Source organism: Legionella birminghamensis (genome assembly GCF_900452515.1).
Lineage (GTDB): Bacteria > Pseudomonadota > Gammaproteobacteria > Legionellales > Legionellaceae > Legionella_C > Legionella_C birminghamensis.
In genome coordinates this window covers 499480-512966 of sequence record NZ_UGNW01000001.1, presented here as the reverse complement: position 1 = coordinate 512966, position 13487 = coordinate 499480, and the positions used below count along the sequence as shown (strand labels likewise).

Here is a 13487-nt window from a genome sequence, read left to right as displayed (position 1 = left end):
TTGGAAGCTAAAATAGAACCTAATGTCCTATATATGGGACTTGGTTTTCCTATCGAATTAGAAAATGTAGAAATGATTAAATTCAATGATGAATGGCTTCCAAAAATAGATGTCCAATACATTGCCGATGAGATAATAAAAAAATTAGTCCTTCAAGAAGAAAGATTAACTGGCAATCAAGTTAAATTCATTCGCTCTTATTTTTCTATGCCTCTGCGAGAGTTTGGTAAAACAGTGGTTCATGAATCACATACCGCGGTTCGTAAGTGGGAAAAATGCGGTAATGATATAACCAATATGAATGAAAATACCGAGCAAGTGTTACGAATTTATATTATTGAGCAGACACAGACTAAAACCCGAGCCGAACAAGAGAATTTCTATTCAAATTTTAAAAAAAGCAAAGTATTTGTGAATGCTGAACGCAAAAATCCCAAGCCAATTCGATTAAATCTCTGTGCATAACGACTCAACCCTGATCTACTCAAAATCAGACAAAGTCTTACCATTTATTTAAATTTGGTAAGGTTATGTCTGATTTTGATTAAATTAAACCGTGACAATTTGTCACGCTTTGAAAATAACTTCATATATGTTCAATCAGTAACAACCAGAAAAATCTTTTGACAATCACTCCGATTTAAATAAACATCATCAATAGATAACCATTAAACTAAACTTTCACCACAATTTTTTAACTCCCCAAATCAATGAGCCTAAATCCGCCCAAAACAAGGCCGACCTTAACCCGACACATCAACCCGGCACAAACCCGACATAGCAAGATCCAATAGTAGTAAAGAGAAAAAACCTGTCGAATCTAAAAACCAGACAAAGAAAAAATCTCTAGGCCGACCCACCTCATAACTCCAGATCTTATTTTTGTGTGTTTATGCGCGCGAGGAAAAATTTTTTAAACAATTTTGAACAAAAATAACCAATTACCAATGTAAAAACTTCTCAGTAAAAAAATATTAGGTTCATTTAATATCATTTGCTATCAAGCCCATTTTCCCTATTGACACTCCCCACCAATTTCCTAGAATGAATCAAGTTTAATGCATCTTGGTTATCTAAATATCATCGATTGATAGCGTTTGATATCAATCGAAATAAAAATACAGGGTTAAAACAGGAGTCGAAATGGATTTCTTATTTGTCACCACATACGAACTGGACGCACTCAGAGAAATCCCTCTCATGCAAAGAGTGGTCTATCTCATGGGCATCCGTCCCTACATGGACAGAAAGACCTTCATGGTCGGCATCAAACGCAAAATCAGTTACCAGTCACTGAGAGAAACACTTTATGTCGCCCCCATCAAAGGCGTAAAAACAGGCTGTCCTAGTCACCAACAAATGAAACGTGTAATTAAATCTCTGGCACGCCAAGGCATCATAGAAATTCGCTCAACAACCAAAAACCTCATTGTGAAATGCCTTCTGGCTAACCCACATGAGCCGATAGAGCTTAAAAATAAATCTCGGCCTGAAGCAAATCCATCAACCCAAGCAGAACAGAAGCAATCATTACCATCAGACAATCTAAAATCAATCAAACCCAGACAGTCATCCAGCTCAAAATCAGACTTCAGGACGCAGCCCGGTAGTAACATAAAAGAGCTATACCAAAGATTTGAACAATTTTGGCAACTCTACCCCCTGCCTAGTTATAAATCTGAAGCCTGGAAGCAATTCCAACAAATTGATCCAGATGATCGGCTTTTTGCACAGATCATTGATGGTTTACAAGAGCAATTAACGACGGTTAACAGATCAGGGACTCATTGGCCTTATCCTGCTAGTTGGTTAGGTCAAAAAAGTTGGATTGGCAATAGAGTTAGATAAATTTGTATAAAAGAAAACCCGACCGTGCATTTTTGCAATGTAGAGGGTCGAGCCATATTATGAATATTATGCCACTATTAACTTTAAAAAAAAATGACAATTAATCTTCGCTGTAATATTTAGTTATTCTGTTTTACTTGCTCATAAATTCGCAAAAACTGCTTATAATCTCTTCCATGTTTCATATGACCATGATTTGGCTCGTCAGCATGACACTTAACACATAGAACTTTTAAATTATGTTTTCTATTATTATTTTTTTGCCCGTCAAGATGGTGGACATGAAGATACTGACTATAAGCACCGGCTAAATCAACGTGGCAATTTGAATTTTGACATTTGTAGCCAGCTTTTCTTTTTGCTTCTTTACTAATATGAGTCCAATCTGTGGAATAATCATTTAACGGTGCAGTATCTGCAGTATGCGAAGGAGTTACCGATAATAATGATTTAGGAAATTTTTCAAAGAACTGACTAATAGAAAATTCATCAACAATTTTATTTCTGATTAGTTTGTTTTCAGAGTAATTATTCCAATTTAGATTGTCCAAACAATTACGACAAACGTTTAATTTTTCCTGACGTACATCAACATTAGAGTTATTGTCAAATCTGGTGTATGCCCATTAGGCGGCCACTCTGTTTGACTGCTCATTAACTTGCACTCCGTTTACAAATTTCACATTATTAACAACTAATGTTAATAGGTTAAACCCTCTAATTTTAATCCATCGTTTTTGAGCCACTTCCATGAGCTTAAAGACCATTGCCAGGGTGGTGTCTCTGGAGCCACAGTTTCTGGACTTATTAGTCCTCAGACGCACTGTAGCGAAGGCAGATTCAATGGGATTGGTTGTCCGTATGTGAATCCAGTGTTCGGCCGGAAAATCGTAGAAGGCCAACAGTTCCTCTTTGTCCTTGGCCAGGCACTCCATCGCTTTTGGGTACTTAGCGCTGTAAAGCTCCACCGTATTATCAAACGCCTTATAGGCCTCTTCTTTGGTCGATGCCATCCAAATCTCATGCAAAGCGGCCTTTACCTTTGGCTGCATCGATTTGGGTAGCTTGTTTAATACATTCGCTGTTTTGTGCACCCAGCACCGCTGTTGCCGTGTTTCAGGGTAAATGGCTCCAAGGGCACTCCAGAATCCCAATGCCCCATCCCCCACGGCTAACTTCGGAGCCGTTGGAAGGCCTCGTTGGCGCAGGTCAGTAAGCACCTCACTCCAGCTCGCTGCGGACTCTCGATACCCATCATTAACCGCTACAAGCTCTTTTACCCCGCTCTCAGTAACACCAATGATGACTAGAAGGCACACCTTGTCATCCATGCGAACCTTGCTGTAAATACCATCAGCCCACCAATAAACATAGCGTTTGTCGCTTAAATCCTGGCGTTGCCACTCTTTGTGTTCATCAAGCCATTTTTCTTTTAATCGCGACACTGTATTGGCTGACAGTCCGCGCGCACTCTCGCCAACTAACGCGGATAAGGCTTCTGTATAATCTCCTGTTGATAACCCTTTTAAATACAGCCAAGGAATGAGTTCTTCCATGCTCTTCGTCCGTCTCAAGTAGGGCGGCAACAACTGACTGCTAAAATGAATACCTGAACCGCTACGATCTCGTACCTTCGGGACTTGAACCTCTACTTCTCCTATCCCCGTCTGAAGCTGTCTCGCGGGGAGATAACCATTCCTGACTACTGCTGGACGACCATCCAGTAAACGCACGTCTGAGTACGCTGAGAGCATCTCTGATAGTTCGGCCTCAACCGCTTTCCTTATCAACTCTTTTGCTCCTTGTCTCAACACCTCCGTTAACGGGTCTTCAAAGCCCTTGGCTACCGCTGGTGTCGATGACTGCTTTAGATTACAATCCTTCATGGCGTATCTCCTTTGTTGATTTGTGTTCCGACAAGAACAAGCAACAGAATACGCCACCTAATTTATTTTGTCATACACCACTTTCGACTATAACTCTCAACATTACCATCTCTCATAAGATTAATTTGAAAAATTCCATTTTCACGTTGATATAATACATAACGTTCAGATCGTTTTCTCTGCCACATATCAACCAAGGTCTTACAAGTAGATACATGAAATTTAGGTAAGCTTATTTCATGTCTATAAGCAGATACATCTCGAATATATATTAGAACTCTTTGTCCTCTGAAACCTAAAGTTGCATCACTTCTAAAATCGATTTCATCCAGGCTATCGATTTCAACTCCATCATCACCAAGCCTTTTTATAAAATCTTCATCAAGAAGTGAAATACCCGTATCAAATTTAAACTCTTTAATAAGCTCTGCTTCCATCATATGTCTAAGATTATTCAAAGCAGAGAATTCAAAAAAATTTACAAGCTTAACCATTTTTCATACTTCTAATCTGTTCAGAGATTTCATCTAATTTTGAATCAGCATTAGTAACAATTACAAACTCTACGCGCTGTGAACGATTGTCATCAGCAATATGTAATTGATTGAATACTGGTTTTGATGAAGAAAAACCACTTGATGTTAAAAACTTACGCATCCATTTTTCGTGTTCCAGCAGAGAAGGCAAGCTCAAAATATACTCCAACATTGATTGAGCTCTCTCTTGTGACAAGCGCATATTTTTAATATATGCAGTTTTTACATCCGTATCTAATGCCCATTTCTTTGATGTATGACCTTCAATGCGTATTTCTTTTATTGAATTTCTGTATTTTTCTGATGAGACAAGTGATATATACCGAGGTATGAAATCATTAAGAATCCTTTTAAAGGCAGGCTTAACGACGGAAGATCCCGTATCAAAAAGAACATCGGGGTTATCAAATCTTATTGTCATATCACCAAGTAGTTCAGCATCCCACTGCCTTAAATCTTTTGCAAACTCCTTTTGCAAAGCTTGAGCTAAATCACTCTTTGTTTCTTCAAACTCTTTAACGACTAATGTAGTGGTTTGTTCAACTCTCAACATAAAAGTTACTGCTATTAGCATAAAAACCATCATGAGGCCTGTCATTAGATCACTTAATGGAATCCAATATGATTGATTATGACCCTCCATGTTTATGCAGCCTCATTGTTTCTAGCTAAACGAACAACTTCTCGTAATCGTTCAGTTAATGGTAAATAATCAGAAACAAATTTTTCAGACAATGATGCAAGTTGTTTACCTAGACTTGTTAATGAGTCTGTAAGTCCTTTTTCAAGCTCCTTATCCAATGCAAGAACACCCTCTCTGATTATTTTTGCGTTTTCTTGTAACCCTGCTGTCACCTCTTGTTGAGATTTGGTTATACCATCTACAAGCACGTTTTTCATTTCAGCCTGAGTTGATTGCAATTGAACAGAGTGATTTTTTATAATGTCTGTTGTTTGTGACTCGACATTAATTATCGCTTCTTGAATCATTTCCATATTATTTTTGATACCAACCGAGAAAGAGTTTTGGGCTTCTTTCAACACATCCGCTAATGCATTTTTCATCTCATTATTAATTGATTTAATTTCTGTACCGTAATTAGAGATTATTTTGGTTGTTTCTAATTGAACTAATTTTACCCCTTCAGAGATTTCAGTAATCATTTTCTGAGTGCTTGATGAAAATTCAGGGATATGATCTTTCATTGTGGATAAAAGCTCACTTAATGCTTTTTCTTGAACAAAAAGTACATCTTTTTGTTTATCCATCGAATTAAGGAGTATCTTCAAGTTTTGAGCTATATCTGTGAATTGTTTTGCATGTTCTACCACAGTAGCAAAAGCGTCAGCGGATTGTTTCATATCATTGGAAAATTGAGATTGATACTGTTTTATAGTTTCTAGTTCATGCTTATATTGCTCTTGCCATATAATTAATTTTTCAACAGATTGATTTAGATGTTTAAAGTTTTCACCAAACTGTTCAGTTAAGTTTTGATTAAAATCTCTAATCGCCTCCTTTAAGGCTTCAATGAACGCTTTTTGGTTATTTTCGACCATATGTTTTGCAAAATTATCGAAAGATTCTTGCAATTTTTTCTGTTGATCATTTGAGTCTTGCCTCAACATTTTGATCTGTGAAATTAATGAACCCTCTTCATCACCTGATAAGGTTCTTCGTAAATTGGCAATTTCCTTGACTAAATCATCCATAGAAGCAGGAGCTGTTTCATTTATTTTATGGAAATCAACCTTGCTAAATTTATGTTTCCCTCTAATAAGTAGAGCACCAGATACGCCAATAAACGACGAACAAAAAGCAGTTTTAATACCATTTAATAAGAAAGGTATACTAGCTGTTATATTTTCGCTGTTAAAATGCAATAAAGCCCAGGCAATACAAGCAAAGCATCCTACAATCCCCATTGTGGTTAATATTTCAGGGCCATAGGTCACTGCAAATTTATCGAATTTAATAAAAAAGAATATAAAAAAGCATACCGTCAGAGACATCCAACATAATTCAATTATCGAGAATTGTTGGAGTAGAGAAAAGCCGCCTGGTGCTAATATCTGATTTTCAGAAGCCAACGCAAGCGAAGAAAAAAATGACAACACTAGAAATACAAAAAATTTAGGCATAAGGGATCTCAGTTTATTACAACACTAACTTCGACCGCCTTGATTTGTTATTCTTAGATTATTTTTATCTAAGTAAGTCGATAAATTATTTATTTGGTTACAATTAAGCCAAGCGATCATATCAAATTAAAATCTAGTTGCAATAAATTTATCAAATAAATTCTGAGAATTGCTTTCGAGGTAAATGCGCTATTGATATAAATTTATAAATTCGCCAGTTTCCGACACACGAAAGTGTTGCGTAGCATATATATATGTGAGTTCTTCTGAAAGTACTTTATTTATAAAATCTATTGCTTTTGTAATTTTTCTAGGCTCATTACTATTAATTTTATTTGGATTCTCATTTACATATTTTGCCAAATGTTTACCCCAGTCCTCCCCCTTGCCAAAGGTATTCAAGACTTTAAATGAATCTCTAACTAATTTTTCCAGCGCTTTTGCATTGTCAATTGATTTGAGCAATTGTTTAAAACTGTCTATTTCTGTATCTAAAGCACCTTCTTTTCCAGCATAATTACTTATAATTTGCTCAAGTTCAACTTTTGTAAAATTTTCAAACTCAAAATCAGGATCGGAATAAAATATTTGTCCAAAAAACTCATTGTTTTTACATGATTGTTTTAATGTTCTTTTCACATCTTCCCGATCATTATCAACAATAACAACGCTGAATATATTATCCTCCATATCTCGTTTTAAAAAATCCCTAATGTCAAATATTTTTTTACTAGAACTCATTTTTCCCTTCAAATTAATTACTTCAATACTTGTTGCTCCTGATAATATAGATTGAACTATACTTTGTTCAGTTTCGCCTTCCACATAACAACGAATTTTTATGGAATAATCAGCACCAATTAACTTAAAAATCTCCTTTGCTATAGAAGAGTCATCATATAACCTTTCTCGGCTATAATATTTCTGTTTATATCCCTTCGTCCAAAAGAAAATCCATTTTCAATCTCTTCAGGTAATTTAACATCATGTGCTCTTTCTATAGCTCTTCTGATCGACTCAGCCATATCAAATAGCACCATTGAAGCACCAATATTTCCTTTTAAATCCCGTCTAAAATCATCATTCATAAGTCTTATTAACAAATGTAAATATGGATTCCCGTCAAGATCTTCTGAGATTAAACAAATTTTTTTTCTTATAGCTTCTATTTCCTCAACAGAAATATTTTTAAATAACTCAATAACATCTGGAATATTTTGATATAACTTCGAGATAACCGATAATGCAATAGTATTATTCCGGCTTAAATTTTCTTTCACAAAAGATGTATGGAATCGGGGAGTATTCTTATCATGTGTATTTTCTAAATCAATAATTTTCTTAACGCCATCTTGATAAATTAAAAATTGCAGCGTATCAAAATTATATTTAGCAATATTTAAAATATATAATATTGAAAACAACCGAAACCTATGATGGTTATAGAGCTATCTGTTTTAGCTGGCAAAAGGCCATGAAGTCCTTAAGGCTCTCTGGAAAGAAATGCTGGCGTTATCTTTATGCTCAGCAATTAAGTTCACAATTATCCTCTCAAATATCACATTACCGTTTGTCCTTACTCATCATGGATGAAATGGGTCTGAAATCCCGTACCACAATTTGGAGTTATCTCAATGAGCAATAAATTACGCAGCGCACTTTACTCAGTACACCAATTAATTAAACAAATGCAGGGTTACTCCTATGCCAGCAAGGCAGATATGAAACATATGATTAATCGTTGCATGAAAGATTTACATGATTTAGGTTTCAAAGTTGGTCATTTAAATGGTCTAAAGCCCAAGCATATCTATATACTGGTTATACTGGTTGAACATTGGAAAAAACAGGGCAAGAGTCCCGCAACTATCAAGAATTATATGTCCAAACTGTGTAAACTCGCTTATTTTCTTGATAAACCCAAGCTGGTTAAAACTGGTAATGACTCCTATCAAATTGATAAACGCACTTATATTCCTACTCAAAATAAAGCAATCCACCATATTGATTTAAACTTATGCACCGATCCACACATACGCCTTTCACTGGAAGCACAAATGCTTTTTGGTCTACGTAGGGAAGAATCGATGAAATTTGTAGTCAGTGAAGCATGGCATGGTTATTGTTTGCATATCAAACCCAGTTGGACAAAAGGCGGTATCGGTCGATTGCTTAAAATCACCAATGAAGAGCAAATGAAATGGCTATTAAAAGTCTCGCAACAGATTAGACGGGGTGAGTCACTAATTCCTGCGGAAAGAACCTATAAGCAACATTTAGCCCAATATCAACAACAGGCTAAATTAATGGGAGTCTGTAAATTGCATGGCCTGCGTCATGCTTATGCTCAACGTCGATATACTGAATTGACCAAAGAGATTGCTCCGTTAAAGGTAGGATTAATCTGTCCAATAGCTGGTGGGAAAACTGCTACAGAATTAAATTTTGAAGAGAAGCAAATTGATAGACAGGCTCGAGAAATTATCAGCCGTGAACTTGGTCATTCGCGTTTAAATATTACTAAGACATATCTTGGATAGCAGCAACTATTAATTTCTTTGTGCGCTTTAGAAACTCAATCACTTGCTATAATGAATATAAATACAAGGATATAGTTAAATTTATATGGACAAAATTACTATTTTTGGTGATTCTGATAAAACTACGATTGACAAAAAAAATACCATTTATATCGTGCCAGTTAAGAATTTATTATTAACTAGTGAAACAAACCATAAAATATTAATTAATGGCATTAAATTCATTAGTCATAAAAAATTGCTCGAAGACGAAAATACAAAAATATCAATCCCTAAAAAAGTATCTGAAATTGATAAGAAATTTTATAAATATGATACATATGCAGTTAAACAATACACTAATTATAATGAAGAGCAACATGACTTATTCAGAGAAGAGGTGAGTTATTGTCAATTCTGGTGTATGACCAAAATTTCATCAGGCGGCCTTCCTGTCTGATTGTTCAACAACCTGCACTCCGTCTTCAAACTTAACGTTGTTAACGACCAGTGTTAATAGGTTAAACCCTCTAATTTTTATCCACCGCTTCTGAGCGGATTCCATTAGCTTAAACACCATTGCTAGCGTGCTATCTCTCGAGCCACAATTACGCGATTTTTTTGTACGTAAGCGCACAGTCGCAAAAGCGGATTCTATTGGATTTGTTGTTCGAATATGAATCCAATGTTCTGCGGGAAAATCATAAAACGCAAGCAGTTCCTCTCGATCTTTACTCAAGCAACCCATTGCTTTGGGGTACTTGGCACTGAATAATTCCAATGTGTTATCGAAAGCCTTGTAAGCGTCCTTGCGAGTCGGTGCCATCCAAATGTCATGCAGCGCGTCTTTTATTTTTGGCTGCACAGATTTTGGTAATTTATTGAGAATATTGGCCGTCTTATGCACCCAGCAGCGCTGATGACGCGAGTCGGGATAGACTTTACTCAGCTCATTCCAAAAGCCCAGTGCACCATCACCAGCAGACAATTTTGGTGAATGTGTAAGACCTCTTTGTCGCAGGCTCGTGAGCAACTCCTCCCAGCTTGCCGATGACTCACGATACCCATCACTCACAGCAACCAGCTCTTTGTGACCATATTCCGTAACACCAATAATAACCAGCAAACATAAGCGGTCATCCATTCTAACCTGGCTATAGATACCATCAGCCCACCAATAAACATAACGCTTTTGACTTAAATCCTGACATTGCCAGCTCTGATGCTCTTCAAGCCATTGGCTTTTTAGCCGAGATACTGTATTTGGGGATAAGCCTTTTGCATGTTCTCCCAATAGTGAACCTAATGCTTCTGAATAATCACCCGTCGATAAGCCTTTCAAATAGAGCCAGGGGATTAATTCTTCAATGCTCTTCGTACGTCTTAAATAGGGTGGCAGTAGATTGCTATTAAATTGAATCCCTGAACCACTTCGATCCCTCACCTTGGGTACCTTGATAATGACATCACCAATGCCTGTTTGAATCGTTCTCTCCGGCAAATATCCATTGCGCACAACGGCTTGCCTGCCATCGATTAGCTTTAAATCCTCATAGTCAGAAAGCATGGCGCATAACTCTGCTTCAACCGCTTGCTTAATTAAATCACGTGCACCATTCCTTAATAATTCGGTTAATGGATCAGTGATTTTTTTAACTGGTGTAGATACTGATTTCAGATTACAATCCTTCATGGCGTATTTTCCTTTTGTTGATTATGTTCTTCCGGAACAATCAACAGGAGTTTACGCCACCTAATTTATTTTTCCATACACTAGATTCGACTATAACTCAGAAGAGGTCAATAAAGCATTAGATATTCTTTCTCTTTCACAGTTAATCTATGCTAATAGAGAGCAAAATGCTGTATTATCATTTTCTAATGAAAGATCTATTAATAACATTAGTTTTTTGGTTGTAAGTAACGAAAATTATTTGCATGAAAATTTAGTTCTTGATAGTCCCATACCACTAAAGATTGATAAGAATTAGGTAATATTTCAGTCTTTTAGTTTTTTTTACGACCTACTGAAAATAATTAATAATGGTGTAAATAAAACCCTAAAAAATAAAATTCAAAAAAATTGGAGGGAGAAATTACTTTCTGATGCTATTTTAGCAGGAAAAAGCCAACGATCCAGAAATCTCTGGTATTCTTTTTTATTAAATATGATAGCGCTTGAAATTATTCTTGTTGCCGATGGTGAAAAATTTACAGATACTTTACCAGAAAGAGTTGAAGCTTTTATTGGCTGGAGTAACAATTGGAAAGTGGAAGATCTACATCTAAAAGTTTCTAAGTTGTATGTTAAAAGGTGTGATATTGTACATCGCGGAAAATTAGATATAACTTATGATGATCTTCGTTTATCTGATTATTTTCTTTTCAACATTCTTCAAAATATTGTAAAACATATTGATTTATTCCCTAAGCAGGCAGAATTAGTACTTTTTTCAAAGAAAGTTCAAGCGGAAAAGCTCTTGGGCATTGAGTCTAATGTAAGACCAGAAACTTTACAGGATATTGGGCATAACAAAATAATCCAGAAAAAATATGTTCCTAAACATATTTGGGATATTGTTGATCATATGATTAAACATGGGACTAGACAAAATTAATCAGAATAAGGTTTCTTTAAAGATTGTTTTGCTAAGCCCGCCTAAAAAAGATAATACGCTAAAGAAACTGACAATATCATTGATATGGTCATAATTGTTACCATGCGAATTTGTTGTACCTCTGATCGTGAGAAGCTAAAACTCATATTTTTCAGAATTTTTATCACCCATTCAAATATTCTTGTGGAAACAAAATTAACAATCGGGTAAAGAAAAAAGGTAAATATAACTGATACTGGGCTTATTCGTCCTCGAACATATTCAAATGCCAGCTTAGACACATAATTATCTTGGATAGGATGATTAATATACTTTGAATAATAAAAAATAAATATGAAACCCAAAGCTAAAATACAATACAGCCAAATCATTGTGATAACATAATATGTCCAATTAGATAAAAACACTCTCTCGTTAATCTGTTCACCAAGAGATGGTTTTTGGGTATTGAGAATATTAATTTCTGAGCTAATCATTAGTAGATCTTGACTGGATTTTCCTCCATCCCACATTTTGTCTAACCACTTTGCAAATATAACGCTAATTAATGCTATGAAAATTTGTTGAATCATTTCTGACATAACTGGTCCATAATACCTATTACTCATAATTCATTAATAACTTACCTTGCTATACTTTAATTATCAAGGACGAGAAAATGTATATTATTTATTTTGATGAAGTAAAGAATAGACCGCACAGACAAAAATATTACCGATTAGGAGCTTTAGCCATCCCAATTGATAAAGCAACAGATATTGAGGATAAGGTTAACTCATTATCACTGGACGTGTTTGGTAGTTCCCTGTTGTCAAAAGATACAGAATTTCATGGCAATCCTTTAATTTGTGGCCAAGGGCTTTATAACAATTATGATGATTATAAACGAATCTAGCAATAATCGACTCATTTAACGAAATTTTAAAAATTGATATTCGAATAGACGCTGATAAATATTTTGCTTCATTTGGAATAAATGAAATGGCTTTTATATTTCTCGTTGAAAAAGCTAATGAACTAATGAAAGAAAATAAAACTCACGGTATGTTGATTGGTGACTATGATGAACCCATTATTGATCAATCAGTAAAAGATCTAAGTGAATTCAAAATCTCTGGGACTCCCTATAAGTACAAAGAAATTGGGAACTTAATTGATACTGTTCATTATACCAAATCACATCACAGTAGATTTATTCAATTAGCTGATATTTATGTTCACTCCTTACAATTAGAAGAAAGAAGAAACCCCCAACCAATCACAGCAAGCATACAAAATTATATAAAGACGTTACAAAATAGATTTCCCCAAAAATACAAGCAATGGCCACAGTAAAAAATCCAAAGTACACCCAGAAGTACACCTAGCAGATTTTTTGATTTTAAATGAGTTTAACTAAGAATATGCAACTACCTGATTTCAAAGGGGATTTTATGGTCGGGACGGAAGGATTTGAACCTTCGACCACTAGCACCACATGCTAGTTCGTATCAATATCAAAAAATATCAAAGAACATCAAAAAATCGATATAACCATTGATATATAAGGATTTCATAGTTATCCTATATATCAATCAATATCAACTGAATTCATGTAAGCTCATAAAAAAGTACCCACTAAAGTACCCATTAAATCAATTATCAGGTGGAATCGATGAATCAATTTACGGACACGTTTATCAAACGACTAAAAAGTGAACAACTTGATTTAATAATTATTAAATATACTCAAGTATTAGTTACCTTCTATCAACCAAATAAAGAGGAAATCGCTAATAAATTGAATAATATTTTTTGCTAAAGAAATTATCTAAACGTGAAAAATAAATATTTGCTTTATTTATTCAAGGAAACACGATAACACAAGTCGCTCATACAGTCTATTGTCCCCTCGAACCATCGAAGAATATCTAGCTAATTAAAAGCAAAGTAAATGTG

The 13487-nt window shown here is 35.2% G+C and carries 17 protein-coding genes; 8 read left to right on the top strand and 9 right to left on the bottom strand.

Translation table 11 applies throughout. The features are described from left to right. Both DYH42_RS02190 and DYH42_RS02185 read left to right on the top strand, forming a co-directional pair. Positions 1-465: a hypothetical protein gene (locus DYH42_RS02190; RefSeq protein WP_058523181.1), complete on the top strand. Its 465-nt coding sequence runs from the start codon at positions 1-3 to the stop codon at positions 463-465. A gap of 678 nt (positions 466-1143) precedes the next feature. Then, positions 1144-1848 carry a hypothetical protein gene (locus tag DYH42_RS02185; protein WP_058523175.1) on the top strand — a complete coding sequence of 235 codons (705 nt, stop codon included), beginning with the start codon at positions 1144-1146 and terminating at the stop codon, positions 1846-1848. A 119-nt stretch (positions 1849-1967) separates the two neighbouring features. Here the strand turns inward: DYH42_RS02185 and DYH42_RS02180 are convergent, their stop codons facing one another. The 7 genes from DYH42_RS02180 to DYH42_RS02150 all read right to left on the bottom strand — a co-directional run bounded on the left by DYH42_RS02180 (position 1968) and on the right by DYH42_RS02150 (position 7836). After that, on the bottom strand, positions 1968-2399 hold the full coding sequence (locus DYH42_RS02180; protein ID WP_058523176.1) for a hypothetical protein: 432 nt from the start codon (positions 2397-2399) through the stop codon (positions 1968-1970). A gap of 75 nt (positions 2400-2474) precedes the next feature. Then, complete coding sequence (locus DYH42_RS02175; protein ID WP_115316897.1) at positions 2475-3734, bottom strand: IS256 family transposase; 1260 nt, start codon at positions 3732-3734, stop codon at positions 2475-2477. A 62-nt stretch (positions 3735-3796) separates the two neighbouring features. Next, the gene (locus tag DYH42_RS02170) at positions 3797-4228 is read right to left on the bottom strand and encodes a hypothetical protein (RefSeq protein WP_058523897.1); all 432 of its coding nucleotides are present in this window, start codon (positions 4226-4228) and stop codon (positions 3797-3799) included. Further along, positions 4221-4856, bottom strand: a complete 636-nt coding sequence (locus tag DYH42_RS02165) for an OmpA family protein (protein ID WP_237759025.1) — start codon at positions 4854-4856, stop codon at positions 4221-4223. The genes DYH42_RS02170 and DYH42_RS02165 overlap by 8 nt, the downstream gene beginning before the upstream one ends. A 59-nt stretch (positions 4857-4915) precedes the next feature. After that, the gene (locus DYH42_RS02160; RefSeq protein ID WP_058523899.1) at positions 4916-6412 is read right to left on the bottom strand and encodes a hypothetical protein; all 1497 of its coding nucleotides are present in this window, start codon (positions 6410-6412) and stop codon (positions 4916-4918) included. Between the two features lie 189 nt (positions 6413-6601). After that, on the bottom strand, positions 6602-7237 hold the full coding sequence (locus DYH42_RS02155; protein ID WP_058523900.1) for a hypothetical protein: 636 nt from the start codon (positions 7235-7237) through the stop codon (positions 6602-6604). Positions 7238-7293: 56 nt separating this feature from the next. Beyond that, a complete protein-coding gene (locus DYH42_RS02150; RefSeq protein WP_058523901.1) occupies positions 7294-7836 on the bottom strand; it encodes a hypothetical protein in 543 nt (180 codons plus the stop codon). On the opposite strand from DYH42_RS02150, the gene DYH42_RS02145 reads away from it, so the two are divergent. From DYH42_RS02145 to DYH42_RS02135, 3 genes are all read left to right on the top strand, one after another. Then, a complete protein-coding gene (locus DYH42_RS02145; protein ID WP_058523902.1) occupies positions 7827-8057 on the top strand; it encodes a hypothetical protein in 231 nt (76 codons plus the stop codon). The two genes, DYH42_RS02150 and DYH42_RS02145, sit on opposite strands and share 10 nt — an antisense overlap. After that, positions 8047-8952, top strand: coding sequence for an integrase domain-containing protein (locus DYH42_RS02140; protein ID WP_058523903.1), 906 nt, complete (start codon positions 8047-8049; stop codon positions 8950-8952). Before DYH42_RS02145 ends, DYH42_RS02140 begins: the two co-directional genes overlap by 11 nt. Positions 8953-9037: 85 nt before the next feature. Next, a complete protein-coding gene (locus DYH42_RS02135; protein ID WP_058523904.1) occupies positions 9038-9391 on the top strand; it encodes a hypothetical protein in 354 nt (117 codons plus the stop codon). On the opposite strand, the gene DYH42_RS02130 is transcribed toward DYH42_RS02135, so the two are convergent. After that, positions 9371-10624, bottom strand: coding sequence for an IS256 family transposase (locus DYH42_RS02130; RefSeq protein ID WP_115316915.1), 1254 nt, complete (start codon positions 10622-10624; stop codon positions 9371-9373). The genes DYH42_RS02135 and DYH42_RS02130 overlap by 21 nt on opposite strands. A gap of 475 nt (positions 10625-11099) precedes the next feature. Here DYH42_RS02130 and DYH42_RS02125 point away from each other — a divergent pair, with 475 nt between their 5' ends. After that, on the top strand, positions 11100-11549 hold the full coding sequence (locus DYH42_RS02125; RefSeq protein WP_058523384.1) for a hypothetical protein: 450 nt from the start codon (positions 11100-11102) through the stop codon (positions 11547-11549). 41 nt (positions 11550-11590) lie between these two features. On the opposite strand, the gene DYH42_RS02120 is transcribed toward DYH42_RS02125, so the two are convergent. Further along, a complete protein-coding gene (locus DYH42_RS02120) occupies positions 11591-12130 on the bottom strand; it encodes a hypothetical protein (protein ID WP_058523383.1) in 540 nt (179 codons plus the stop codon). Positions 12131-12207: 77 nt separating this feature from the next. Between DYH42_RS02120 and DYH42_RS02115 the strand changes: the two genes are divergently transcribed. Both DYH42_RS02115 and DYH42_RS02110 read left to right on the top strand, forming a co-directional pair. Further along, positions 12208-12444 carry a hypothetical protein gene (locus DYH42_RS02115; RefSeq protein WP_058523382.1) on the top strand — a complete coding sequence of 79 codons (237 nt, stop codon included), beginning with the start codon at positions 12208-12210 and terminating at the stop codon, positions 12442-12444. A gap of 2 nt (positions 12445-12446) precedes the next feature. Further along, the gene (locus DYH42_RS02110) at positions 12447-12884 is read left to right on the top strand and encodes a DUF3800 domain-containing protein (protein ID WP_337589140.1); all 438 of its coding nucleotides are present in this window, start codon (positions 12447-12449) and stop codon (positions 12882-12884) included. Positions 12885-13487 lie beyond the last annotated feature (603 nt).

Coding starts and splice junctions, on each gene's coding strand:
- DYH42_RS02185 (WP_058523175.1), top strand. CDS start 1,144: ATGGATTTCTTATTTGTCACCACATACGAACTGGACGCACTCAGAGAA.
- DYH42_RS02175 (WP_115316897.1), bottom strand. CDS start 3,734: ATGAAGGATTGTAATCTAAAGCAGTCATCGACACCAGCGGTAGCCAAG.
- DYH42_RS02170 (WP_058523897.1), bottom strand. CDS start 4,228: ATGGTTAAGCTTGTAAATTTTTTTGAATTCTCTGCTTTGAATAATCTT.
- DYH42_RS02115 (WP_058523382.1), top strand. CDS start 12,208: ATGTATATTATTTATTTTGATGAAGTAAAGAATAGACCGCACAGACAA.
- DYH42_RS02135 (WP_058523904.1), top strand. CDS start 9,038: ATGGACAAAATTACTATTTTTGGTGATTCTGATAAAACTACGATTGAC.
- DYH42_RS02160 (WP_058523899.1), bottom strand. CDS start 6,412: ATGCCTAAATTTTTTGTATTTCTAGTGTTGTCATTTTTTTCTTCGCTT.
- DYH42_RS02130 (WP_115316915.1), bottom strand. CDS start 10,624: ATGAAGGATTGTAATCTGAAATCAGTATCTACACCAGTTAAAAAAATC.
- DYH42_RS02140 (WP_058523903.1), top strand. CDS start 8,047: ATGAGCAATAAATTACGCAGCGCACTTTACTCAGTACACCAATTAATT.
- DYH42_RS02120 (WP_058523383.1), bottom strand. CDS start 12,130: ATGTCAGAAATGATTCAACAAATTTTCATAGCATTAATTAGCGTTATA.
- DYH42_RS02125 (WP_058523384.1), top strand. CDS start 11,100: ATGATAGCGCTTGAAATTATTCTTGTTGCCGATGGTGAAAAATTTACA.
- DYH42_RS02165 (WP_237759025.1), bottom strand. CDS start 4,856: ATGATGGTTTTTATGCTAATAGCAGTAACTTTTATGTTGAGAGTTGAA.